Annotated in this window: 21 protein-coding genes; 15 read left to right on the top strand and 6 right to left on the bottom strand. The window is 48.7% G+C overall.

Annotation, left to right across the window (positions count from 1 at the left end; genetic code table 11):
* From narJ to nrdD, 6 genes are all read left to right on the top strand, one after another.
* A complete protein-coding gene (narJ, locus tag B2X65_RS11770) occupies window positions 1-735 on the top strand; it encodes a nitrate reductase molybdenum cofactor assembly chaperone (protein WP_290612731.1) in 735 nt (244 codons plus the stop codon).
* A 2-nt stretch (window positions 736-737) separates the two neighbouring features.
* Complete coding sequence (narI, locus tag B2X65_RS11765; RefSeq protein ID WP_290612730.1) at window positions 738-1,430, top strand: respiratory nitrate reductase subunit gamma; 693 nt, start codon at window positions 738-740, stop codon at window positions 1,428-1,430.
* A gap of 32 nt (window positions 1,431-1,462) precedes the next feature.
* A complete protein-coding gene (locus B2X65_RS11760) occupies window positions 1,463-2,230 on the top strand; it encodes a peptidylprolyl isomerase (protein WP_290612729.1) in 768 nt (255 codons plus the stop codon).
* A gap of 194 nt (window positions 2,231-2,424) precedes the next feature.
* Window positions 2,425-3,639, top strand: a complete 1,215-nt coding sequence (locus tag B2X65_RS11755) for a hypothetical protein (protein WP_290612728.1) — start codon at window positions 2,425-2,427, stop codon at window positions 3,637-3,639.
* 350 nt (window positions 3,640-3,989) lie between these two features.
* Window positions 3,990-4,442 (top strand): anaerobic ribonucleoside-triphosphate reductase activating protein, encoded by a 453-nt coding sequence (gene nrdG, locus B2X65_RS11750; protein ID WP_290612727.1) that lies wholly within the window; start codon window positions 3,990-3,992, stop codon window positions 4,440-4,442.
* Window positions 4,443-4,460: 18 nt separating this feature from the next.
* On the top strand, window positions 4,461-6,248 hold the full coding sequence (nrdD, locus tag B2X65_RS11745; protein WP_290612726.1) for an anaerobic ribonucleoside-triphosphate reductase: 1,788 nt from the start codon (window positions 4,461-4,463) through the stop codon (window positions 6,246-6,248).
* Here nrdD and B2X65_RS11740 read toward each other — a convergent pair.
* Window positions 6,238-6,621, bottom strand: a complete 384-nt coding sequence (locus B2X65_RS11740; protein ID WP_290612725.1) for a SirB2 family protein — start codon at window positions 6,619-6,621, stop codon at window positions 6,238-6,240. The two genes, nrdD and B2X65_RS11740, sit on opposite strands and share 11 nt — an antisense overlap.
* A gap of 340 nt (window positions 6,622-6,961) precedes the next feature.
* Between B2X65_RS11740 and B2X65_RS11735 the strand changes: the two genes are divergently transcribed.
* The 3 genes from B2X65_RS11735 to B2X65_RS11725 all read left to right on the top strand — a co-directional run bounded on the left by B2X65_RS11735 (window position 6,962) and on the right by B2X65_RS11725 (window position 11,057).
* Complete coding sequence (locus B2X65_RS11735) at window positions 6,962-9,229, top strand: nitric-oxide reductase large subunit (RefSeq protein ID WP_290612724.1); 2,268 nt, start codon at window positions 6,962-6,964, stop codon at window positions 9,227-9,229.
* A gap of 109 nt (window positions 9,230-9,338) precedes the next feature.
* Window positions 9,339-10,523, top strand: a complete 1,185-nt coding sequence (locus B2X65_RS11730) for an HPP family protein (RefSeq protein WP_290612723.1) — start codon at window positions 9,339-9,341, stop codon at window positions 10,521-10,523.
* 129 nt (window positions 10,524-10,652) lie between these two features.
* A complete protein-coding gene (locus tag B2X65_RS11725; RefSeq protein ID WP_290612722.1) occupies window positions 10,653-11,057 on the top strand; it encodes a ribonucleotide reductase subunit alpha in 405 nt (134 codons plus the stop codon).
* 60 nt (window positions 11,058-11,117) lie between these two features.
* Here the strand turns inward: B2X65_RS11725 and hemN are convergent, their stop codons facing one another.
* Both hemN and ubiT read right to left on the bottom strand, forming a co-directional pair.
* Window positions 11,118-12,479 (bottom strand): oxygen-independent coproporphyrinogen III oxidase, encoded by a 1,362-nt coding sequence (hemN, locus tag B2X65_RS11720; protein WP_290612721.1) that lies wholly within the window; start codon window positions 12,477-12,479, stop codon window positions 11,118-11,120.
* A 10-nt stretch (window positions 12,480-12,489) separates the two neighbouring features.
* On the bottom strand, window positions 12,490-12,972 hold the full coding sequence (ubiT, locus tag B2X65_RS11715) for a ubiquinone anaerobic biosynthesis accessory factor UbiT (RefSeq protein ID WP_290612720.1): 483 nt from the start codon (window positions 12,970-12,972) through the stop codon (window positions 12,490-12,492).
* Between the two features lie 161 nt (window positions 12,973-13,133).
* On the opposite strand from ubiT, the gene ubiU reads away from it, so the two are divergent.
* From ubiU to mog, 3 genes are all read left to right on the top strand, one after another.
* Window positions 13,134-14,126: a ubiquinone anaerobic biosynthesis protein UbiU gene (ubiU, locus tag B2X65_RS11710; RefSeq protein ID WP_290612719.1), complete on the top strand. Its 993-nt coding sequence runs from the start codon at window positions 13,134-13,136 to the stop codon at window positions 14,124-14,126.
* A gap of 4 nt (window positions 14,127-14,130) precedes the next feature.
* Window positions 14,131-15,003: a U32 family peptidase gene (locus tag B2X65_RS11705; RefSeq protein WP_290612718.1), complete on the top strand. Its 873-nt coding sequence runs from the start codon at window positions 14,131-14,133 to the stop codon at window positions 15,001-15,003.
* A gap of 101 nt (window positions 15,004-15,104) precedes the next feature.
* A complete protein-coding gene (gene mog, locus B2X65_RS11700) occupies window positions 15,105-15,641 on the top strand; it encodes a molybdopterin adenylyltransferase (RefSeq protein ID WP_290612717.1) in 537 nt (178 codons plus the stop codon).
* 49 nt (window positions 15,642-15,690) lie between these two features.
* On the opposite strand, the gene rnk is transcribed toward mog, so the two are convergent.
* The 3 genes from rnk to B2X65_RS11685 form a co-directional block, all read right to left on the bottom strand.
* Window positions 15,691-16,098 (bottom strand): nucleoside diphosphate kinase regulator, encoded by a 408-nt coding sequence (gene rnk, locus B2X65_RS11695; RefSeq protein WP_290612716.1) that lies wholly within the window; start codon window positions 16,096-16,098, stop codon window positions 15,691-15,693.
* A 111-nt stretch (window positions 16,099-16,209) separates the two neighbouring features.
* Complete coding sequence (locus B2X65_RS11690) at window positions 16,210-17,946, bottom strand: bifunctional protein-serine/threonine kinase/phosphatase (RefSeq protein WP_290612715.1); 1,737 nt, start codon at window positions 17,944-17,946, stop codon at window positions 16,210-16,212.
* A 30-nt stretch (window positions 17,947-17,976) separates the two neighbouring features.
* Window positions 17,977-19,473 (bottom strand): NarK family nitrate/nitrite MFS transporter, encoded by a 1,497-nt coding sequence (locus tag B2X65_RS11685; RefSeq protein WP_290612714.1) that lies wholly within the window; start codon window positions 19,471-19,473, stop codon window positions 17,977-17,979.
* Between the two features lie 301 nt (window positions 19,474-19,774).
* Here B2X65_RS11685 and B2X65_RS11680 point away from each other — a divergent pair, with 301 nt between their 5' ends.
* The 3 genes from B2X65_RS11680 (at window position 19,775) to B2X65_RS11670 (ending at window position 22,813) form a co-directional block, all read left to right on the top strand.
* The gene (locus tag B2X65_RS11680; RefSeq protein ID WP_290612713.1) at window positions 19,775-21,103 is read left to right on the top strand and encodes an MFS transporter; all 1,329 of its coding nucleotides are present in this window, start codon (window positions 19,775-19,777) and stop codon (window positions 21,101-21,103) included.
* On the top strand, window positions 21,094-22,296 hold the full coding sequence (locus tag B2X65_RS11675; protein ID WP_290612712.1) for an NnrS family protein: 1,203 nt from the start codon (window positions 21,094-21,096) through the stop codon (window positions 22,294-22,296). The genes B2X65_RS11680 and B2X65_RS11675 overlap by 10 nt, the downstream gene beginning before the upstream one ends.
* A gap of 127 nt (window positions 22,297-22,423) precedes the next feature.
* The gene (locus B2X65_RS11670; RefSeq protein WP_290612711.1) at window positions 22,424-22,813 is read left to right on the top strand and encodes a putative zinc-binding protein; all 390 of its coding nucleotides are present in this window, start codon (window positions 22,424-22,426) and stop codon (window positions 22,811-22,813) included.
* The last annotated feature ends 8 nt before the right edge of the window (window positions 22,814-22,821 follow it).

Below are 22,821 nucleotides of genomic sequence, written 5' to 3'. Positions count from 1 at the left end.
ATGGATATCATTCGAGTCATTTCACTGTTGCTGGACTATCCGCAACCTCAGTTACAAGACGCTGGAAACGATTTACTGGCCATTGTTAAACAAGCCGATTTATCGGCTGCAAAGCAACAACAGCTAAGCGCTTTTATTACTGATCGTGCCCAAAGCGACATTATGGACTGGCAGTCAGAATATGATGGTTTATTTGAGCGGGGCCGCTCATTGTCCCTGCTGTTATTTGAACACTTGCATGGTGAATCGCGGGATCGCGGCCAGGCCATGGTTGATTTAATGGCACAGTATCAAGAGGCTGGTTTAGAGATTGGGGTACGGGAACTACCCGATTATATTCCGCTATACCTGGAATTTTTAAGCACCCAGGGCGAGGAAAATGCCCGGTTAGGTTTAGCTGAAGTGGCGCATATTCTGTCAGTGTTGCAATGTCGTTTAGAACAACGTGACAGTAATTATCAGGCGCTTTTTGCCGCACTACTTGAACTCTCCGGAGTTAAAGTAGAACTGGCCCCGCTGCGCGAACAGTTAAAAAGTGAGAAGCCCGACCATACCAACGAAGCGCTGGATAAAGTGTGGGAAGAAGAAATGGTGACATTTGGTCCTGGCGCCGAAAAAGACGGTTGTGCCAGTACCAGTAAACCGGCTGAAACCCAGCGGCGCGACCAATACGTTCCGGTACAGTGGTCTGATGCTTCGCAGCCAAAAAGCTCTAATATTCCGTCAGGAGTCTAGCGATGAAATTTATTGATATGTTGTTATTTGGTATTTATCCCTATGTCGCAACAGCGATATTCTTTCTGGGCTGCATTATGCGCTATGAAAGAGAGCAATATACCTGGCGCGCCCAGTCCAGTCAGATCCTGGACAAGAAATACTTTCGGTTCGCCAGTGTGTTTTTCCATATCGGCATCATTATGATCTTTGCCGGCCATTTTGCCGGTCTGGTCATTCCCTACGAAGTGTGGGAGTTGTTCGGGATCTCTCTGGCAACTAAACAGTTAATTGCCATGGGTGTGGGTGGTATCTTCGGCATTATCTGTTTTATCGGACTGACGCTGCTCGTGTACCGCCGGCTGTTTAACCCACGGGTCAGAGCCAGTAGCTCATTGATGGATACGTTGATTTTGTTGCTCATATACTGGCAACTTGTGTTAGGTATTCTGACGATTTTCGTTTCCACCGGTCATATGGATGGTTACGTAATGAAAGGATTAATGAGCTGGTCACGTTACCTGCTAACCTTCAGACCAGCAGAGGCTATTGAATTTATTGATGGCCTGCACTGGATATACAAGGCACACGTGTTCTGGGGCATAACCTTATTCGTACTGTTCCCGTTTAGTCGGCTGGTACATATCTGGAGCGTGCCGGTGGGCTACTTAGGCCGCAATTATCAGGTTGTACGTCGTCGCTTTGGCGCGAAATAACCACCGCAATTTTCCGAGTACAGGAGCATTATATGATTCAGGTTAACCACACTCAGATCCCGGAAAAAGATATTCTGGCAGAAATGCAGTATCACCCGGCTCAGTCACAACGTGACGCCATGCTTAAGTCGGCAGAGTCACTGATAATTGCTGAATTGTTGCGCCAGCGCGCCAAAACGCTGGGGCTGGACATTGCTAACGACGGCGCCGCAACCAGCCAGGATGACTTTTTAGAGCAATTGCTGGCACAGGAAGTTGATATTCCCACAGCCAGTGCGGATGAGTGCGAGCAATACTACCGGTTAAATCCGGGGCGGTTTGAGAGCTCGCCACTGGTTGAGGTAAGCCATATATTGCTGGCTGCCGCGCCGGAGGATGACAAGGCCAGAGTGGAAGCCAAGACATTGTCAGAAGCGTTAATCAGCCAGTTGCAGCAAGGTGCCAGCCTGGCTGAGCTGGCAAAGCATTACTCTGCTTGCCCTTCAAAAGAAACGGGCGGTAGCCTGGGTCAGATAAACCGCGGCCAGACCGTACCTGAGTTTGAGCGGCAACTGTTCAGTGCTGAGCCGGGCTTGTTACCGCATGCCATCGAGAGTCGTTATGGTTTTCACGTGGTACTTATTGCCCGCAAAGTACCGGGTCAGTTATTACCGTTTAAAGCGGTACAGCAGAAGATTGCAGAGTATCTGAACGAAAAAGTACGGCGTAAAGCGGTGGCTCAGTATATTCATACACTGATTGTTGAAGCAGAAATAGCAGGTTACGATTTTAAATTGTCAGCCTCGCCGTTAATGCAGTAACCCGTCAACTTCAGGCAACAGTAAACCAGCCTAACGTAAGGCGCCGGCGCAGTCTAAGCCGCCGGCGTCTTTTTTCGTGGTTAATTTCAACTACTGCGCAACGCTACCAACAACGAGGTAACCCCTTAACCTAATTATAAAAAAAACTGTTTCAGGCTAGGATCACTCCATCATCTGCCGTTTGGAGCAACACCATGAAAACCGCTATTTCTGCTTTACCTTTTGCAATTACTTTAGCGTTATCTGCTTCTCTGCTGCCAACACCGGTTAGCGCCAATACCAATAACGAATTGTCTGACGCTGTTAAACAAAGCAGTGTTGCAGTGCATTTTCGTTATCGTCTGGAGTATGTCGACCAGGACAACGCGCTGGACGATGCCATAGCCTCTACCCTGCGCAGCCGCTTAACCGTTAACAGCGGCAACGCTTATGGCTTTAGCGCGATAGTACAACTGGATAATGTCAGTGCGTTGGGTAATGATAACTACAACAGCACGGTAAATGGCAATACAAATTACAGCATAGTCGCCGACCCTGAAGGTACCGATATTAACCAGGCATCGCTACGCTACACTAATAACAGTGGTACCTCCTTTAGCGCCGGACGCCAATTAGTAAACCATATGAACCAACGCTTTTTAGGCGGGGTTGGTTGGCGCCAGAATGAGCAAACACTGGATGGATACCGTTTGCAACAAGGGTTTGGGGAAAAAATAAATGCCGAACTGGGTCATTACCATAACGTAAACCGGGTGTTTGGCCCCAAAGGCGCCGCTGCCGATCAAAGCGGCAGTTTTAATACTGCCTTGCTGCAATGGCAGATTAACCCGGCCCATCAACTGGCAGCATTTGGCTATGATTTTGAGTTTGATAGCTGGGCTGCACGCAGCAGCCGCACTGTGGGTATCGATTATCAGGGCAAGTTAACAACCGGTCCCAAATTGAGCTGGCACTTCGCGCTGGCAAAGCAAGACGATGCGCATAACGCGCCGCTGAACGTCAGCCATCACTACCACCGTCTGAGTCTTAACTGGGCTTTCGATAATCTGACGCTGCAAGCCGGCCAGGAGCGTTTAGCCGGTAATAGCCAGAGCGCGTTTCAAACCCCGCTGGCCACCCTGCATGCTTTCTCAGGTTTTGCCGATTTGTTTTTAAACACGCCTAATACCGGTCTGCGCGATAACTGGCTTGAGGCCAAAACCAAACTAAAAGATATCGCCATCACGTTGGCTTATCACCGTTTTGACAGCGACCTCGGTAGCCAAAAATATGGTGATGAATGGAATGCCAGTGCCGGTTATGCGGTTAACAAGCAATTATCTGCCCTGGTCAAACTGGCACATTATCAGACCGACAGCCTGGCGGTGGATACCACTAAGGTATGGTTGATGCTTAGCTATCAACCATAGATACACAGCCTAACGCAGCAAAATTTAAGCTTAGCCGTAGCGATTACGTTTCCCAGCACCACAGCCAACCCTGCGCTGTTGCAAAACAGCATAAAAGCAGCGTTGATCCTCTGCCGCCCTGCACTTTGGAATGGGCGGTTTTTTTATGCCTGCAAGACTTTTTCACAGCATATGTTCGCCAATACTCCCAATGGGGTAACAAAACCAATAATTCCGCGCCCTGTCGCCATGCTGATCCTTGCCGCATTATAAAAACGTGATCTGGATCAAGTTTCACACCGCTGGGAAGACTAAGCTAAAACACAACATCTAGTGCCATAAAAACATAAATACACTATATAGAGGGTTAAATGCTTAGATTTACTGATGAACAAATCGTCTTTCAGGAAGTGCCAGGAGAAGTATCACTGGCCTTTACTATTGCTGGCTGCCCACTTGGTTGTAAAGGCTGCCACAGCAGCTACAGCTGGCGCGACGATATCGGTTGCCTGCTAACCCCCGACTACTTTAGTCACCGCCTGCAAAGCTATCAGGGCTTAATTAGCTGTGTGCTGTTTTTAGGCGGCGAATGGCAGCCCCAGCATTTACTGGCACTGTTAACGCTGGCCCGCACCGCCGGCTTACATACCTGTTTGTATACCGGCCTGGATGATGTCAGTGCTGATTTAAAGCAACAGCTGACTTACCTGAAAACCGGTCGTTGGCTACAGGAGCGCGGCGGCCTTAGCAGCCCCGACACTAACCAGATTTTTACCGATTTACGCACAGGCGAATGCCTGAACTCTCTTTTTACCCGACAATAACCTGCCGAGGAATTTACGATGCAAGCGCTAAACTTTGACCAACTCCAACAGAAGCTAAGCTTTATTGATAATTATCTGCATGCTACTAATGCCGCGGATGGCTCTAAGCTGGATGCCAATGCCAACGTTACCCAGAAAAATATTGCAACGCTGGAAGCCGAACTGATGAAAGATCAGTTTATTCAGGTTAACCGGGCGCTAATCAGCAATAAAATCAGTGAATTATTTGGCGCTGAACTGGCTGCTGAATACCTGCGGCAAATCACTGATCATGAGATATATGTTCACGATGAAACCAGTTTAAAACCTTACTGTGTGTCAGTAACCATGTATCCGTTTTTACGGGATGGTTTAACAAAATTGGGGGGCGAGTCCCAAGCACCAAAACATCTTGAATCGTTTTGTGGTTGTTTTGTAAACTTTGTCTTTGCTGTGTCCAGCCAATTTGCCGGTGCCGTAGCAACAGTAGAGTTTTTAACGTACTTTGATTACTTCGCCCGCAAAGACTATGGCGACAATTATCTGCAAACTCATCCTAAGCAGATTGCCAATCACCTGCAACATGTGGTGTATGCCTTAAACCAGCCGGCAGCAGCCCGTGGTTACCAGAGCGTGTTCTGGAATATCTCAATATACGATCAGCACTATTTTGACAGCATGTTTGGCAATTTTGTATTTCCGGATTTTGTAAAACCACAGTGGCAATCAGTATCAGCTTTACAGCAATACTTTTTAAAATGGTTTAATAAAGAAAGGGAAAAAACGGTGCTGACTTTTCCGGTCGTCACCGTTGCCATGCTTACCGAAAATGGCCAGTGTAAAGATAGTGCATTTGCTAACGATATTGCCCGGGAAATGGCTGCCGGTAACGCTTTCTTTATTTATCAGTCAGAAAACGCCGATTCACTGGCCAGTTGCTGCCGGCTGCGCAGCGAAATCAGCGATAATACCTTCTCTTACTCCTTAGGCGCCGGCGGGGTCGCCACTGGCTCTATTAACGTTATAACCATTAATATGAACCGGCTGGTGCAGGATGGCCGGGATTTAGCGACCGAAATCAGTAAAATTCATAAGTATCAGGTGGCCTATCGCAAAGTCATGGAGCAGTACCAGGATGCAGGCCTGTTGACCGTATATGACGCTGGCTTTATCAGCCTGGATAAGCAGTTTTTAACCATTGGTATTAATGGCATGGTAGAAGCCGCCGAATCGCAAGGGCTGGTTGCCGGCAATAACCCAGCCTACATTAGTTTTGTGCAACAGCAATTAAAAGTCATTTTCGATGCTAATAAACTGGCTAAAGCTAAATATGGCTACATGTTTAACACTGAATTTGTGCCGGCAGAAAACCTTGGTGTTAAGAATGCTAAATGGGACCGGGAGGATGGCTACCTGGTGCCGCGCGATTGTTATAACTCGTATTTTTACGTGGTAGAAGATGAACAAAGCAATACCCTGGATAAATTTCAGCTGCACGGCCGTGAGCTGCTGGATTACCTCGACGGTGGTTCAGCCCTGCATTTAAATCTGGAGGAAAAACTGGATCAGAATGGTTATCTGCAACTGCTGAATATCGCTGCCCGCACCGGTTGTAATTATTTTTGCGTTAATGTCAAAATTACTATCTGCAACCGTTGCGAAGCCATCGACAAACGCACATTGTGCGCCTGTCAGGCGTGCGGCAGTGACGATATTGACTACGGCACCCGGGTTATTGGCTATTTAAAGCGGGTATCAGCCTTTAGTAGCGGTCGGCGGCAAGAGCATGGCCTGCGGCACTATCGTAGAGAGAATATCAAAGAGTAAACAGCAGTGGTTTAAACCGCGCCAGATAAAAAATACCACCAAGCTGAGCCAATGCCAGCAATGCGCAAATCGCGCGGGCTGGCACTATCAGGCTTTGTTTTAACGCCCCTACTCCAAAACCAATATAGCCCAGCAATAGCAGAATTTTAAACCCCAGCCACTGATGAGCAAAAGGCTGCCAGGGGCCTATAGCCAAAAGCGTAAAAGCTAAGGTTAATAGTAAGGTGTCATTAATATGTGGCAAATGGCGCAGTGGACTATGCCGCCAGGTTGGTTTACCCAGCATATCCAACACGAGTCGACCAATAAACAAGGTTGCACTCAAATAAGCACAAAACATATGTAAGTGTTTAAGCGGTAAATAATATTCCATTCTTGTGTTCCGTCTTCACTATCTGGCTACTGCCTCGCTACTACCTGGCCACTACCTTAGAGCAACTTTATTGCTATGCCTATATCGCCAAAGGGGTAGAAATTACCATCAGCCTATCACCATGGGTATTTTTAACCTGCTAAGTATATTTCACCCGACATTGCTCAGGTCAAAACCACCCCAACTTGCCATCAAATAATATATATCCATTTAAAACAAAAGCTTAAATTTTGGCTTGGTTTTTGTAATGGCTGGTCTGGCGGGTAACGCTCTGCCGATAAAAAACAGGAGTGAAAAATGACACTTTGGCGCGACAACATAACTATTTTAAGGGGGCTATATGGCCGGATATCGTAAACTCTGGTGGCTGTTAATTGCCATTTTAGCCATTACCTTCTCGGTGCTGGGCTATTTTGGTGCTGAGGTGTACCGCTCAGCGCCGCCAATCCCGGCTAAGGTAGTGAATCAGCAAGGGCAAGTGCTGATGACTAACGAGACTATCTTAAACGGCCAGACCGCCTGGCAATCGGTCGGTGGCATGCAGCTTGGGTCAATTTGGGGCCACGGTGCCTACCAGGCACCGGACTGGACTGCCGACTGGCTGCATCGTGAACTAATGGCCTGGTTGGAATTAGCCGCGCAAGACGAGTATGGACGGCACTATGCTGAGCTAAATGCAGCACAGCAGAATGCGCTGCAATTTGCGTTAAAGCAGGCGTATCGCAGTAACAGCTATGATAAAGCAACTGATACCCTGTTGCTAAGCGACAGACGAGCACTTGCGATTTCGCAAACCGCTGAGCATTACATTGCCTTATTTGGCGATGACAGTTCGCTAAGCCAGACTCGCGCTAACTATGCGATGAAAAACAATACTCTGCCCTCACTGAAACGCCGGGAAGAAATGACACAGTTTTTCTTCTGGACGGCCTGGGCCGCCAGCACGGAAAGAACCGCGGGCAGCGCGACTTATACCAATAACTGGCCGCACGAGCCGTTAATCGATAACCGTCCTACTGCAGAGAACCTGATCTGGTCGTTAGTGAGTATTATTTTACTGATCGCCGGGGTAGGTGCCCTGATCTGGGGCTGGGCATTTTTACGCAAACATGATGAAGAAGAGCCCGAAACACCTAAGTTAGATCCTATTGCCCGCTTAACACTAACGCCATCCCAAAAGTCTCTGGGTAAATACATTCTGGTGGTAGTCGCCTTATTTACCTTGCAAGTTATGCTCGGCGGTTTCACCGCGCACTACACCGTTGAAGGTGATGGTTTTTACGGTTTAAACACGACTGAATGGCTACCCTACAGCCTGGCTCGTACCTGGCATATCCAGGCAGCAATGTTCTGGATAGCGACTGGCTTTCTGGCAGCCGGATTATTTTTAGCACCGATAATTAACGGCGGCAAAGATCCTAAGTACCAGAAACTGGGAGTAGATATACTGTTTTGGGCGCTGGTGGTGCTGGTAGCCGGTTCTTTTGCCGGTAACTACTTTGCCATTATGCAAATTATGCCTGAACATTTAAGTTTCTGGTTTGGCCATCAGGGCTATGAATACATCGATATTGGCCGCTTCTGGCAAATTATTAAGTATGTGGGTGTATTGTTCTGGCTGCTGTTAATGCTGCGGGCGATCGTGCCGGCGTTTAAAGCACCGGGTGATAAAAACCTACTGGCGTTATTTGCTGCTTCGGTCATTTGTGTCGGTTTGTTTTACGGTGCAGGCCTGTTTTATGGCGAGCGTACCCATTTATCAGTAATGGAATACTGGCGCTGGTGGGTGGTTCACCTGTGGGTAGAAGGCTTCTTTGAAGTATTCGCCACTGTGTCACTGGCATTTATTTTTCATAGCATGGGACTGGTATCACGAACCGTGGCAACCAGTGCCAGCCTGGCTTCAGCCTCATTGTTTATGCTAGGCGGTATACCTGGTACCTTCCACCACCTGTATTTCGCTGGCACCACTACACCGGTAATGGCAGTCGGCGCTACCTTTAGTGCACTGGAGGTGGTACCACTGGTCGTGCTTGGCTACGAAGCCTGGGAAAACTGGCGCTTAAAAAACAAAGCGCCATGGATGGGTGATATAAAATGGCCACTGATGTTTTTCGTCGCGGTAGCATTTTGGAATATGCTTGGTGCCGGCGTGTTTGGTTTTATGATCAACCCACCTATCGCACTGTATTATCTGCAGGGCTTAAACACCACGCCAACCCACGCTCACGCTGCGTTGTTTGGGGTTTATGGTTTTCTGGCACTTGGCTTCTGCCTGTTAATCCTGCGCTATATCCGGCCGCAGTTGGTGTTTGACGAGAAGCTAATGAAAACGGCATTCTGGTGGATGAACGGCGGCCTATTGCTAATGCTGTTTACCAGCCTGCTACCCATAGGTTTTATCCAGTTTTACGCCAGTGCCACCGAAGGCTTATGGTATGCCCGTAGTGAAGCCTTTATGCAAAGCGACATTTTGCATACCCTGCGTTGGGTTCGCACGATTGGTGATGTGATCTTTATCATCGGTGCGCTGGCGGTATCCTGGCAAGTGGTTAAAGGCGTGTTTGACAGTAACGCTGCCGTACAGCCATTGCAGCAGCCTGGCTGATTTAAAGCTAACAGGCTTCACTTTAAAGACGCCACTTTTAACAGTGGTGTCTTTTTTTATGCTTACTGCTTATACTTGCCCCCCTTTGGTGCAAATAGCGGATTTGCCTTTGCAAACTAAAGCAAAAAACCTGCTCAGTATGATGCTGGCCCAACTGGGCCTGATTAAACATGACAGCCAGCGACTATCCGCCATACCACTAACCGAGCGGTTAAAAGTAGCTTTCGCGGCATTCATAGCGCTGTTTATCGTCACCTTTATTAGCCTGCAACTGGCCGACACCGCCAGCACTATAGTACTGCTGGCCTCTATGGGCGCGTCCTCCGTGTTGTTATTTGGCTTACCAAACAGCCCATTGGCCAGACCCTGGTCATTTGCAGCCGGCCATCTTATCTCCGCTGCAGTAGGCCTTATTTGCTCGCATCTGTTCACTGATCTGGCCCTGATGGCTGCAATGACCATTGGCTGTGTCCTGTTTGTTATGTATATCTTCGAGTGTATGCACCCACCAGGCGGCGCCACGGCGTTGGTGCCGGTAATTGCCTCAACCGACACTGTGCTGGGTTATGATTTTTTACTCTACCCGGTCGCGTTAAACGTATTGGTGATGTTGGTGGTTGCTATTTTATTGCAAAAGTTCTGGCTAAAACGCGGTATGCAACTCCCGTCACAGAAATTTGATCCGGTGCATCTGCATCACGATCAATCTCCGCTTAAACGCCTCGGGTTGCAACCAGAGGATTTGCTCAGTGCGTTAAACAGTTTTGACACCGTAGTCGATATTAGCGAGCAAGATTTAGAACGCTTATATCATCAAGCACAACTGCATGCTTATCAGCGCAAAAGTGGCGAGATCCGCTGTGGTGATATTATGTCGCGCGATCTGATTACTGTAGGACCAAACAGTGCTGTGGCATCAGCGTGGCAGCTGCTGCGCAAACATAAAATCAGTATGCTTCCGGTTACCGATAGCCAGCATCAACTGCTGGGGGTGGTAGCAACCGTTAATTTTCTGAAAAACCTGCAGGTACCACATTATTGGGGGTTACTGCGCCATGTTAATCAGCTGCTTTTAAAAAACCGCTACAACAAGCATTACAAGCGCAAAGTTGCTGAGATTATGGTTACTAAACTAAGCGTGGCGCATGAAGATGACCATATTGCAGCGCTTGTGCCAATGCTATCCGACCAAGGACTACACCATATTCCCGTATTAAATGCCCAGCAGCAACTGGTCGGTATTATCACCCAATCGGATTTGATTGCGGCGTTGTTTAACGCCAAACTAACCTGAACCCTCTTTGCTTCCGCACTAAATGCATGAGCCCTACCCCATCTGGGGTAAACCTTTACCCCTTAATACCAAAGCTTCACCCCGGCGGGCTTTGCTACACTGACCCAAATCCTTACTGAGCGTTATGATATGAATATTGAATCTTATGCCGACTTAATCCGCGCTGCCGGCATCCAGGATGAACCGCAACGTTTGCTGTTTGTGTTTGCCAAAGCCGAATTGCCCAATGGTTTTACCGATAGCCAGAAAAATAACTTTGAAAATGGCCAGGGGGGCGCCTTAGCACCGGTGCTGTGTGTAGATAAACTGCCTGACGAAGTCGTCGAATTCAGCACCTTGGTAGCTGAGTCAGAGAAAACCGGAATAGACTGGGATATCGCTTTTGTCTCAGCAATTGCGGGGCGCGGCAGCTTTGCTCCAAACAGTGATGAGGCCAGCCAACCACTTAAAATGATGACTGAAAAAATTCAGGGCGGCATGATTGCCGATTTCCTGACTTTTAATAAAGCCGGCGATTTAGTGGCGTTGTATTAACCTCCCTCCAGATAGCTTTGGGGCGCCCTTTTTCACTGATAAACGGGCGTCCCCTCAGAATTACACTACTTTTGAATAGCGCTGCTGGCCCTGGGTTAAATAGGCGTCAAAACAGGCGCAGATGCTGCGCACCCAGAGTCTGCCATTGTCAGTTACTTTAATTCGCCCGGCAGTTACCTCAACCAGGCCGTCTTCCATAAAGGGCTTTAGCCGTTCTAATGCCTCGGCAAAGTAGTACCAAAAACTATCGATGCACCACTTTTGACTGTACGCTTCTATATCCAGCTCAAAGTGACAGATTAACTGGCTGATCAGCGCTGCACGCACTTTATCATCGCTATTTAAACTAAAACCGCGCTCGGTGGGAAGCTGGCCGCTACTGATAGCCGCATAATAGGCAGGTAATTCTTTGCTGTTTTGCCACAAGACCCCGCTTACCTGGCTAATGCTGGATACGCCCAAGCCAATTAATGCATCTTGTCCGGCAGTGGTGTAACCCTGAAAATTACGCTGCAGTTTACCAGCCTGCTGTGCTTTGGCTAAGGCATCGTCTGGCCTGGCAAAGTGGTCCATACCAATAAACTGATAACCAGAGGCGACAAAACGCTCTATTGCCAGCTGCATCAGTTCCAGCTTTAATTGCGCATCTGGCAGGCTGCTATCGGCTATTTTACGCTGGGCCGCAAAACGTTCAGGAATATGGGCGTAGCTAAACAGCGAAATACGGTGCGGGTTTAGCCGGATAATTTCATCGACGGTTTCAGTAAAACTGGCAGGATGCTGAAACGGCAAGCCGTAAATTAAATCCAGATTAATCGAGTTAAAACCGAGCTCACGGCTAAGCTGCACCTGGTGGCGGATTAAATCAGTATCCTGCACCCGGTTAATAGCAATTTGTACTTTCTCGTCTAAATCCTGCACCCCGAAACTCACCCGGTTAAACCCCAGGGTACGTAAATGGCGTAATTTATTATCACTGCAGCTACGTGGGTCAATTTCAATACTGATTTCAGCATCGTTATTAATAGCAAAGTTTTGGTGCAATAAGTCCATCAACCGGCTTAGCTGAACTTCGGTTAAAAAGGTGGGGGTGCCGCCACCTAAATGCAGTTGATTAATCTGTTTGCTTCGCAGCAAAGGGGCATACAGCGCCATTTCCTGCGCTAAGGCATTCAGATAATTATCGGCTTTATATTGATGCCGGGTAATAACCTTATTACAACCACAGTAGTAACAGAGCTTGTGGCAAAATGGGATGTGCAAATACAGGCTTAGCTCATTCGGACTCTGAGCAATAGCAGTCTTTATCAATGCCGGATCAAAGCTGTTATTTAACGCCAATGCCGTGGGATAGGACGTATATCGCGGGCCGTTAATATTATATTTGCTGATTAATTTAGGATCCCATTGTACGGTTTGCATCTTTACCTCATTAATTGTGTTGCTGGATCTCACTGCACTGATCAGCTAACTGACTTTGCGCTAACGCAGCATGTTGCTGAGCCAGCCAGTTAAGGCTTGCCGACACGGGCAGCGGCAAACGCTCTGGCCCAATGCTATCGAGCAGATTTTTGCAGTACAAACCCAGCTCGGTGTCGCCTAACATTTGCAAGCGCCGACGAAAAAACAGCGTATCCGGATCGACCTGGTTACTGATCATGGCAACAAAATCTGCAAGTTCGGCTTTTAACAGCAGATTGTGGTGCAGCGGTTGCAACACCACCTTTAACTTGCAGCCATCAAGACTGATCCCAAATTGCAAACCAATATCACTTACCTCAATCTGCAGCATCTTATTCTGCATAAAGTTCAGCTCGCCTGCGCTAAGCTCAGGCTGGAAAAACCGGTTTAACGCCAACTGTATCATTCCAGCTTGCAACCGTTCGGGAGCATAGCAGGTAAGCTGGCGCAACATTGTAGGTAGTCCTGATACCAACTTAGAGTTAACTCTTTTAATATCAAACATATAAAAGCATTCCTATTCATTATTCTTCTATAATAAAACCACAATATTTGCCGTGTAGCTATTCCCTGTCGGAGGTAGCTTAGGTAGATAATTAACTCAAGAGGCAATAAATGGAGCTGCTCTGTCCTGCTGGCAGTATGCCGGCATTGAAGGCTGCAATTGAACATGGTGCGGATGCGGTATATATCGGTTTAAAAGATGACACCAATGCCCGTCATTTTGCAGGATTGAATTTTGACGAAGCCAGGCTTAAAGACGCAGCCTGCTTTGTGCATCAGCATGGCAAAAAACTGCACGTAGCCATTAATACCTTTGCCCATCCGAACAACTATCAACGCTGGCAATATGCCGTAGATATGGCTGCTAACGCCGGTGCCGATGTGTTGATTCTGGCCGATATTGCGGTCCTGGCTTATGCGGCGCAGCGCTACCCTAAGCTGGAGCGGCATTTATCGGTGCAGGCTTCTGCAACCAATGCCGCGGCAATAAATTTTTACCGTCAGTTTGATATTAGCCGCGTCGTGTTACCGCGCGTGCTATCGATGCAGCAGGTTCGGGCACTCGCCAAAAGCTGTGATATAGACCTTGAAGTATTCGCGTTTGGCAGCCTGTGCATTATGGCCGAAGGTCGCTGCTACTTAAGCTCCTACATGACCGGTCAGTCACCCAATACAGCGGGGGCGTGCTCCCCGGCGGCGTTTGTAAATTGGCAGGACAATAACGGCACTTTGGAATCACGTTTAAACGGCATTTTAATTGACCGTTTTGCGCCGAATGAAACCGCCGGTTATCCGACGCTGTGCAAAGGCCGATTTAATGTCGGCAATGATACTTATCATGCGCTGGAAGAGCCTACCAGCTTAAACACTCTGGACTTACTGCCACAACTTTATGCTGAAGGAATTAAGTCATTAAAAATTGAAGGCCGGCAGCGCAGTCCTGCCTATGTCGCACAAATTACTAAAGTCTGGCGTGCTGCCATCGATGCGGTGTTAAGTGCGCCAGATCATTTTTGTGTAAAACCACAATGGCAACAGGTTCTGGCTGCACTGTCCGAAGGCAGCCAGACGACCCTGGGCGCTTATCATAGAAAATGGAAATAACCGCATGCAATTCTCACTAGGTCCAGTCCTCTATTTCTGGCCCAAAGCTCAAATACTGCAATTTTACCGGGAGGTCGCAGCGAGCGACATTGATATTGTCTATTTAGGTGAAACGGTGTGTAGCAAAAGACGTGAGTTAAAATTTGAAGACTACTTTGCTTTGGCGCAAATGCTGCGCGACGCTGGGAAGCAGGTGTGCTTATCATCCATGACATTATATGAAGCGCCCGGTGAGCTGCGGGAATTACGCAAATACGTTGATAACGGTGAGTTTTTAATTGAAGCCAACGATGTGGGTGCGATAAGCATGCTGCAGGATCAGGGTTTGCCGTTTGTCGCCGGCGCAGCAATAAATTGCTATAACCAGCATGCGCTGCGTCGCCTGGTGAGTATGGGGTTAACTCGTTGGGTAGTGCCGGTTGAGTTATCAGGACAGTGGTTATGTGACGTATTAAGCCAAAGTATCATTAGTGATATTCGTGACTGTTTTAGCACTGAAGTATTTGCGCTGGGCCATTTGCCGCTGGCCTGGAGTGGCCGTTGCTTTACCGCCCGCTCTGAGAACCGCAGTAAAGATCAATGTGAACTCTGTTGCATTAAATACCCAAAGGGGCGTGAAGTAACAAGCCAGGATGGCAGTCAGGTTTTTGTATTAAATGGTATTCAAACTCAATCGGGATACCGTTACAACCTGGTAAATCAGCTTAGCGCTATGCAAGGTTTAGTGGATATAGTACGGTTAAGCCCACAACAAACCGGTACTTTTGACTGGCTGGCCAAATTTAAAGCTAATGTGGACGGCAAAGCACCACAGCAGCTTGGTAATAGCGACAGCAATGGTTACTGGCTGAATTTAGCCGGTATGGCGACGGGTTAAAACTTATTGCTAACCCAACGGTTTCTACACTCCTTGGCGGCTCAGACACTCTACGGCTGTGCGCAACGAGGTAGCAACCTCAGTTAAATAGAGGATGTGTAATGAGCAACTCCAGCGCCAAAATTGGCATAGTTACAGTAAGCGACCGGGCCAGTGCCGGCGTTTACGAGGATTTATCCGGCAAGGCGATTATCGACACCCTGAAGGAGTATTTAAACAGCAACTGGCAGGCTGAATACCGGCTGATCCCGGATGAGCAGACGGTGATAGAGCAAACTCTGCGCGAGCTTTGTGATGAGCAAGGCTGCTGCTTAGTGGTGACCACCGGCGGCACCGGGCCGGCTAAGCGCGATGTAACACCGGAGGCCACCGAAGCCGTATGCGACAGAATGATGCCGGGTTTTGGCGAATTAATGCGCACGGAGTCATTGAAGTATGTGCCAACTGCAATATTATCTCGTCAAACTGCTGGCCTGCGCGGCAGCAGCCTGATTATTAATTTGCCCGGCAAGCCCAAAGCCATTCGCCAGTGTTTAGATGCGGTATTTCCGGCGGTGCCTTACTGCATTGATTTAATGGATGGACCCTTTTTGCAGTGCGATGAAGATGTGATTAAGCCGTTTCGACCAAAAAAATAGCAGTGTGGAACATAGTGCCGCAGCCATTAGCTCCGGCACGATATGTAACTTAGCGTTGATATTCTCCAACGCGTTCAGGTTGATATAACACTTCGAGAATTTCTACCGTGCGGCTCTGACCATTTGGCATCGGCCATTCCAGTGACTGACCAACAGCTAACCCCAGTAACGCACTCCCCACAGGAGCGAAAATCGATATCTGATGTTCACTTCTAGCATCTTGCGGATATACCAGTGTTTTCTCAAACACCTTGCTATCACCGGCGAATTTAAAGCGCACTGTAGAATTCATACTAACTACATCTGCTGGCATATTTACCGGCTCAACAATAGTTGCGCGGTCTAACTCACTCTCCAGCGTTTCGAGTTCTGGCGTCATCCGAGACACTTTTTCAATCAGCGCTTCTATTCTGTCCATGTCGACAGCGGAAACAGTAATGGTAGGTTTTGAACTCATTAAACACTCCTGAAAATGACAGCCTTTGAAAAAAAGAAAAGCCCGCCGGCACTGGCCGTCGGACTTTTACACAATCTGAACGTTATAACGCCACAGCCTCAAAAAAGCAAGTTAACCACGAAGCAAAAACAGCCACACCACCAGCAATAACGTGATAAACCAGAAACCCGATAGCAGCTGCCAGAATAGCAGCGGGTTGGTTTTGTGTTGTTGTTTAACTTCCTCGTGCAAAAACGCCGGGTTCGGTTGTTGTAAATCGGTCAGTAGCTGATTAATACTTTGATAGCGCTGCGATAAATCTAAACTCACCCCGTTTTGCAAGGCACGGTCAAACCAGGTTGGAATGACTGGGTTAAACTGGCTGGCACTACGATATCGCAGTTTGTCGTAATCGGCCGCCGTGCGACAATTTTCAACGGTATGACCATAAGGTAAATGACCACCACTGAACAGCTCGTAGGCGATGGTAGCAAGGGCATAAATATCTCCCTGCACGCCGGAGTTATGGCCCAGCAAATAATGCGGATCAGAATACGCCGCCGTACCCAGCGCGGCTTCGTGTTGCAGTGGACTGTATATTTCGGCCAGACCGGCCACGTATACCGAGCCAAAATCGACAATTTTCAGGCTGCCGTCTTCCAGGTAAATAATATTGCCGGGTTTTAAGTCCTGATGAATGGCACCCATCCGGTGAAAAGCCTTTAAACCCTCGGCAATCTGTGTAACCAGCTTTATTGCGATTGCAGGCTTTAATGGCTTTGGCTGGCGCTCATACCATTGCTCTAAACTCTGGCCGGGCAGATATTCCATCAGATAATACAAAAACGTTCGTGTCCGATGTTGCCGCACGACCTTTACCACATAGTTTGATTCTATTCGCAGTCCTATCCATTCTTCGCGAATAAAGCGGTCAATGTATAAGATATCATCATCGTAGTTCAGTGATGGACATTTGAGCACCAGCTGCAGGCCACTGCTCTCATCTTCAACCAAATATAAATGGCTGCGACTGCTGGCAAACAATTCGCGTTGCACCTTATAACCATCCAGCTTCATGCCGGGGCGAAGTGCCGGCGGAAATGGCAGCCGGGTAAGGTGCTCATTCAAATCGTCCAGGCTTTGCTCAGGTAATGTTACTGCTTCTAGCAAAATAAGGCTGATATTATCGTCACTGCCCTGGGCTAATGCCAGCTGCTTAAGCTGCTGCACCGTTAGTGGTAAGTCTGTCGCGACGGACAGCTCGCGCTGTAACACCTCAGCACTGATAAAATCGGAAATACCATCTGAGCATAGCAAAAATTTGTCGCCAGGCAGCAGGCTGATACTACCTTGCTGCGGTTCAACCCGCGCATCCATGCCCAGCGCCCGGCCCAAAAACTGGCGCTGCTCAGACAATACCGTGATGTGGTCCTGGCTCAGTTGTACTAACACGCCTTCGCGCCAATGGTACAAACGGCTATCGCCAATATGAAAAAAATGAGCAGTTTGCGATTTAATAATCAGTGCAGTAAAAGTGGTCAGATAACCCTTCTGGTTATGCACGAATTGATGGCTTAGCTCATACAACTCGTTATTGATGGTCGCAAGCAGCTGGGTGGCGCTGTAAGCTACCGACCAGCTATCGGGTGTCTGGTTATATTCGCGGCAAAAACGACTGACCGCCCGCTCACTGGCTTGCTGGCCAGCCTCAGCGGTGCTTACACCATCGGCCAGTGTAAAGCAGGCACCTTTATAGGTTAACAGATGAGCGTCATCGGGCACATTAACTGCCACCGCATCCTCGTTGGCCGGCTTGATGCCCGCCTCACAGACAAGGCTGTAACGAAGTTGCAATTCAGATTGGCTCACCTGTTAATCCTTTTTCCAGCAATAACCACATTAACCAACGTTAATCCGATGCACAGTACCGTCTTCCCCGACTTCAGTAATATGGCCTTTCGGGTCGTCCAAAAACATAACCGCAACCAGGCCCACCAGGGCAGAGGCTGCAATCACATAGAAAAACATACTGTAGCTGACATAGCTTAGCACCGTTAAATACACCACAGCACCCACGTTACCATAAGCACCGGCCATGCCAGCGATCTGGCCGGTCATGCTGCGTTTAATCAGTGGCACTATGGCAAACACCGCGCCCTCACCTGCCTGCACAAAGAAGCTACAGGCCATGGTTGCCAGCACCGCCAGTGGGATCCACCAATGGCTGTCCATCAAACCCATCAGGAAATAGCCAGCGGCCAGGCCGCCAATTAACATCAGCATACTTCTGCGCCGGCCAAATTTGTCAGAGAACCAACCGCCCATCGGCCGCGATACTAAATTCATAAAGGCAAAGCCTGATGCCAGCATACCCGCTTTAACGGCGCTGATGCCTTCAAAGGTTTCCAGAAAGTACAAAGGCAGCATGGAAACCACGGCCAGCTCAGAGCCAAAGGTGGCAAAATAGGCAATATTCAGGATACTCACCTGCTTAAAACTGTATTTATCAGCCTCCGCTACACCAGCACGCAAATGCTCGACATTAATCCGCCAGGTTTGCTGAGTTTGCACCGTAAACAACAGCAACAATATGCCCCAGAACACATACATCATATCAGTAGAGAACAAATTAACGCCCGCTGGAGATAACCGCCAGGCCAACATCCCCAAGGCCAAATGCATAGGAATATTCATCAGTATCAGGCCCCAAAGCGCACCCCAGCTTGACACTACCATGGCACCGGTTTTTTTCGGTTTAAAATACACCGAGCCTTTAGGGGTATTACGGGCATATTTATAGAACACCAATGCATATACCGCACTGATAACGCCTACAGTACCAATGGCATAGCGCCAGCCGTCTGCGCCACCATAAGCCAGAGCCAGGAGCGGTAGCGTCATGGCTGCTGCGGCCGAACCAAAGTTACCCCAACCGCCATAAATACCTTCAGCGGTGCCGACCTGATGGTGTGGAAACCACTCGCCCACCAAACGAATACCCACAACAAAACCGGCACCGACAAAGCCCAGTAAAAAACGAAACAATGCCAGCGCATCAAACGTTTGAGCAAATGCAAAACCAATACAGAGCAACGCGGAGATAAACAACAGTAAGGAGTACATAATGCGGGGGCCATAACGGTCTACCAGCATACCCACCACTATCCGCGCCGGGATGGTAATAGCAACGTTTAAAATCAGCAACGCTTTAACCTGAGCATCAGTCAGTGCCAGCGCTTCTTTAATATGGATCAGCAATGGCGCATGAGCGAACCAGATCACAAAGGTTAGAAAAAAGGCAAACCAGGTTAGATGCAGCATTTTTATTTTTTGTTCAGCGAAATTAAGCAGGTTTAACCCACCACCGCTTGGCGTTGCTAAAGCAGGACCAGCCATAACATTCTCCACAGAGTTAACAATTAACTGCGCCTAGTGTAGAGAGCTAAAAGGCTAAAATCATTGATATAAAACAAAGCTGCTCAGTCAGGTTTTCCCATAAAAACAAACAGATACTACTTTATAGGTAGTTCGTAGCACTGCCGCACCCTGCCAGCTACCGATACTACCTACCTACATGGGTTTAACCCTGTGGCGGGCATTGCCTTCACCAGCGCGTCGGAGGTACACCCTCATTGCTGCGGCAACAGCTCGCTTTGGCGTTACACTACGCAGTAATCATTTGCAGCGGATATTTGCTATGGCGCACCGCGCTCCGACGACACTGGCCCAGGCCACATTGCCTGAAGCGAACAGAGCCCTATTACTGGCAACGCTGGCTTTTGCGGCTTGCTTTTCGGTTTGGACGCTATATGCCGTTATGGGCATCACGTTGCAACAACAACTTAGTTTAAGTGCTACCGAATATGGCATTTTGCTGGCAGCACCTATCTTAAGCGGCGCCGTGTTGCGACTGCCCTTCGGCATGCTGGCTGATCGGATCAGCAGTCGCCGTATTTGGATATATCAAATGCTGATAATCATTCCGGCACTGCTAATGCTACCGCTGGTTAGCAGCTATGCTGGTTACTTATTTCTGGGCCTGTGGTTTGGGTTAAGCGGTGTATCTTTTACCCTGGGTGTACGCTACGTCAGTAGCTGGTTTGCTTCCAGCCGCCAGGGCCGGGCACTTGGGCTATTCGGGGTTGGTAATGCCGGGGTGGCGATAACCTTTGTACTGGTGCCTCTGACCATCCATCATCTTGGCTGGCAGTGGGTAGGCCCATTGTATGCAGCAGGCATGCTGATGATTACCACCCTGTTTGCCGTTTTTTCGCCGGCTGAACCGGCTCAGGCTTATCCTGAAACCCCCTCACTAAGTCTGCGTCAACTGGCCAGTGACGCCAGGATCTGGCGCTTTTCACTCTATTATTATTTTGTTTTTGGCAGCTTTTTAGCATTGCTGTTATGGCTACCGCAATATTATATGCAAGCCTATGCAATGAGTGCACCGCATGCAATGGCCTTTACCTTATTTTTTGTCGCTACCTCCAGCATGGTAAGAGCACTGGGCGGTTGGTTTGCTGATCGCTACGGCGGTCGTGCGGTAAACTGGAGTGTGTTCTGGGTCTGCATTATCTGTCTGTTTTTCTTAAGCTATCCACCCACTACGCTGATTATTCATGGCATGGAGAAAAACGTACAATTAGAGATTGGTTTAAATGTCTGGTGGTTTACCTTACTGATATTTGTCATCGGCGTAGCTCAGGGCTTCGGCAGAGCCAGCGTGTATAAAGTCATCCACGATTACTACCCACATCATATGGGTAGCACCGGTGGATTTGTTGCGGCTATTGGTGCGCTCGGTGGCTGCACCCTGCCTATTGTATTTGGCCTGGCACAAGATGCTCTGGGCATCATTACCGGCTGTTTTATGATTCTATATGGCGTATTGGCGATGTGTATGATCACCATGTTTTTTGCTAATCAGGCGGCGCAGTACCAACAAAAATTGGCTCAGGCGCGCCGCGACAATTTTTTACTTGATGACGATATACCTTTTGAACATGAGGACCCACCATGCAAATAACTGATCTGGCAACCGAACAAAAGCTGTTACCACTGCTACGCCAGGCGTTTCGGCCAATGTTTTTATGTGGTGCAGCGTTTAGCGCTATTGCTATGCTACTTTGGGGTTTGACGCTTTCCGGTCACATTCAGCTTAAACCCTTCGCCAATGTCTTGTTCTGGCATAGCCATGAAATGCTGTTTGGTTTTGTTACTGCGATTATCATCGGTTTTTTGCTAACCGCAGTACAAAACTGGACCGGTCTGCGCGCACCGCATGGTAAAAGTTTGCTGTTTATCAGTCTGTTGTGGCTGGCAGGCAGATTACTACTACTTTTTGGTCAGGACCTGCCGCTGCTGTTAGTCGCAGCTGTGGATCTGAGCTTTTTACCGGTTTGCGCCTTTCTGCTCGCAAAGCCTTTACTACAAACCGGACAAACCAGAAACTTATTTTTTATCCCGGTACTGCTGTTACTTACCGCTTGCAATGCCCTGATGTACATTGGCGTCGCCACTAACCGCTTTGAACTGATTCAACTTGGCAGCCAGAATGCGGTCTGGTTAGTGACGTTACTGATGGCCATCGTCGGTGGTCGGGTATTGCCGATGTTTACCGCTAATGGCACCCAAACTAAAAAGGTGGAAGCCTGGCTTTGGCTGGATCGCGTTGCGCTGGGCTCACTCTGGCTGATTTTTGTATTGCACTTTTTTGCCTTTACCCAATATCTGCCTGCCATGGCAATCAGTGGGTTATTTGCGCTTAGCGCTGCCTTAACCGCGCTGCGCTGCCTGCGCTGGAAAATATGGATCACCTTAAAAGTGCCGCTGTTGTGGTCGCTGCATGTGGCGTATTGGTGTATCCCAATTGGCCTGGCACTCTACAGCGCCCGCTACGCCGGTGTTAATATCAGCAATAGCGTTGCGCTGCACACGTTAACCGCCGGTGCTATGGGCAGTATGATTTTAAGCATGATGGCCCGGGTGTCGTTGGGTCACAGCGGCCGCATGTTAAAACCGCATACCATTATGTCGCTGGCATTTTTGCTGGTGCTCGCCGCTGCTGTCAGCCGTACCCTGCTGATCTGGCTATGGCCAGCACAAACCATGCAGTGGCTATGGCTGGGCGTCGGCGGCTGGGTGCTGGCCTACTTGTTGTACGTACTGGTGTATTTCCCGGTGCTAACAACGCCAAGGCCAGACGGCCGGCCTGGCTGAAGCGAGATTACCTCTGAACGAGATTACCTCTGAAGTGGTAACTGCGGCGCGGCTTTGATTTATATCAAGTCGCCGCGCGCTGCAGCTTTTACACTGGGTAGATAGTCATTCAACAACGGTGCCCGCTATGAGCCCTGATTACAACGACAAACCCCTGGTATATTCTTGCTCCGGCTGCTCTAACGTCGCGCAGCTGGCCAACGATTTAGCCGTAGTACTGGATCGCGAAGGTTCAGCGCAAATGTCCTGTATTGCCGGAGTGGGTGGCAAGGTAAAGCAGCTGGTAAAAGTCGCGCAGTCTGGCCGGTCAATTCTTGCTGTCGATGGCTGCCCGCTTAACTGTGTAAAACAAACCCTGGCCACAGTAGATGTGGTGCCAACCTGGCATATTGAGTTAACGTCAATGGGTTATAAAAAACGTGAGCATGAAAACTGTGATTTAGGTGATGCTTATAAACTATTGCAAAAGGTGCATAGCGATATACTGCCACAAACGGCTAAGCCGGCACTGCGGTAATCGCAGCA

Origin of the sequence: Arsukibacterium sp. UBA3155 (assembly GCA_002364615.1) — a bacterium.
In the GTDB taxonomy this organism is placed as follows: domain Bacteria; phylum Pseudomonadota; class Gammaproteobacteria; order Enterobacterales; family Alteromonadaceae; genus Alishewanella.
This window is presented reverse-complemented; position numbering and strand designations above follow the sequence as displayed.

Excerpts from the sequence above, each read along its gene's own strand:
- narJ (WP_290612731.1), top strand. The coding sequence starts at position 1 with ATGGATATCATTCGAGTCATTTCACTGTTGCTGGACTATCCGCAACCT.
- narI (WP_290612730.1), top strand. The coding sequence starts at position 738 with ATGAAATTTATTGATATGTTGTTATTTGGTATTTATCCCTATGTCGCA.
- B2X65_RS11760 (WP_290612729.1), top strand. The coding sequence starts at position 1,463 with ATGATTCAGGTTAACCACACTCAGATCCCGGAAAAAGATATTCTGGCA.
- B2X65_RS11755 (WP_290612728.1), top strand. The coding sequence starts at position 2,425 with ATGAAAACCGCTATTTCTGCTTTACCTTTTGCAATTACTTTAGCGTTA.
- nrdG (WP_290612727.1), top strand. The coding sequence starts at position 3,990 with ATGCTTAGATTTACTGATGAACAAATCGTCTTTCAGGAAGTGCCAGGA.
- nrdD (WP_290612726.1), top strand. The coding sequence starts at position 4,461 with ATGCAAGCGCTAAACTTTGACCAACTCCAACAGAAGCTAAGCTTTATT.
- B2X65_RS11740 (WP_290612725.1), bottom strand. The coding sequence starts at position 6,621 with ATGGAATATTATTTACCGCTTAAACACTTACATATGTTTTGTGCTTAT.
- B2X65_RS11735 (WP_290612724.1), top strand. The coding sequence starts at position 6,962 with ATGGCCGGATATCGTAAACTCTGGTGGCTGTTAATTGCCATTTTAGCC.
- B2X65_RS11725 (WP_290612722.1), top strand. The coding sequence starts at position 10,653 with ATGAATATTGAATCTTATGCCGACTTAATCCGCGCTGCCGGCATCCAG.
- hemN (WP_290612721.1), bottom strand. The coding sequence starts at position 12,479 with ATGCAAACCGTACAATGGGATCCTAAATTAATCAGCAAATATAATATT.
- ubiT (WP_290612720.1), bottom strand. The coding sequence starts at position 12,972 with ATGTTGCGCCAGCTTACCTGCTATGCTCCCGAACGGTTGCAAGCTGGA.
- ubiU (WP_290612719.1), top strand. The coding sequence starts at position 13,134 with ATGGAGCTGCTCTGTCCTGCTGGCAGTATGCCGGCATTGAAGGCTGCA.
- B2X65_RS11705 (WP_290612718.1), top strand. The coding sequence starts at position 14,131 with ATGCAATTCTCACTAGGTCCAGTCCTCTATTTCTGGCCCAAAGCTCAA.
- mog (WP_290612717.1), top strand. The coding sequence starts at position 15,105 with ATGAGCAACTCCAGCGCCAAAATTGGCATAGTTACAGTAAGCGACCGG.
- rnk (WP_290612716.1), bottom strand. The coding sequence starts at position 16,098 with ATGAGTTCAAAACCTACCATTACTGTTTCCGCTGTCGACATGGACAGA.
- B2X65_RS11685 (WP_290612714.1), bottom strand. The coding sequence starts at position 19,473 with ATGGCTGGTCCTGCTTTAGCAACGCCAAGCGGTGGTGGGTTAAACCTG.
- B2X65_RS11680 (WP_290612713.1), top strand. The coding sequence starts at position 19,775 with ATGGCGCACCGCGCTCCGACGACACTGGCCCAGGCCACATTGCCTGAA.
- B2X65_RS11675 (WP_290612712.1), top strand. The coding sequence starts at position 21,094 with ATGCAAATAACTGATCTGGCAACCGAACAAAAGCTGTTACCACTGCTA.
- B2X65_RS11670 (WP_290612711.1), top strand. The coding sequence starts at position 22,424 with ATGAGCCCTGATTACAACGACAAACCCCTGGTATATTCTTGCTCCGGC.